Origin of the sequence: Ciceribacter ferrooxidans (genome assembly GCF_004137355.1) — a bacterium.
GTDB classification, from domain to species: Bacteria; Pseudomonadota; Alphaproteobacteria; order Rhizobiales; family Rhizobiaceae; genus Allorhizobium; species Allorhizobium ferrooxidans.
On sequence record NZ_SDVB01000222.1, the window covers coordinates 1 to 314 of the forward strand.

1 pseudogene is annotated in these 314 nt (G+C 69.4%); it reads right to left on the reverse strand.

Annotated elements, in window-relative coordinates:
* Positions 1–303, reverse strand: a pseudogene (locus EUU22_RS10890) (tRNA lysidine(34) synthetase TilS); the annotation flags it as partial.
* Between the last annotated feature and the right edge of the window lie 11 nt (positions 304–314).

Consider the following 314-nt stretch of genomic DNA (forward strand, 5'->3'; position numbering starts at 1 on the left):
CGGGGAGATGACATGCGGCAGAACCCGCGCCCGGTGACGCGCAAGCGTGCGGGGGACAGACCGGTCATCGTCGCCGACCGGCAGGTTCGGCCCGGGACCGATACGGACCTCCTCTGCGCCGCCATTCGTAACAAGGAAGCGGTCGTCCCAGAGAGCGGTTCTCCCTGGAGCGAGCGTCAACTGCGGCAGGCTGCGGTCCTCCCGCATCAGATAGAGGCCGTCGCTCCGCTTCCAGACAAGCGTGCGCGCAACCGTCATGCGACCGTGTCCGGGCGCAAGCGCGAAGGCGGCGACCCGGGCCATCTGGTCGCCTG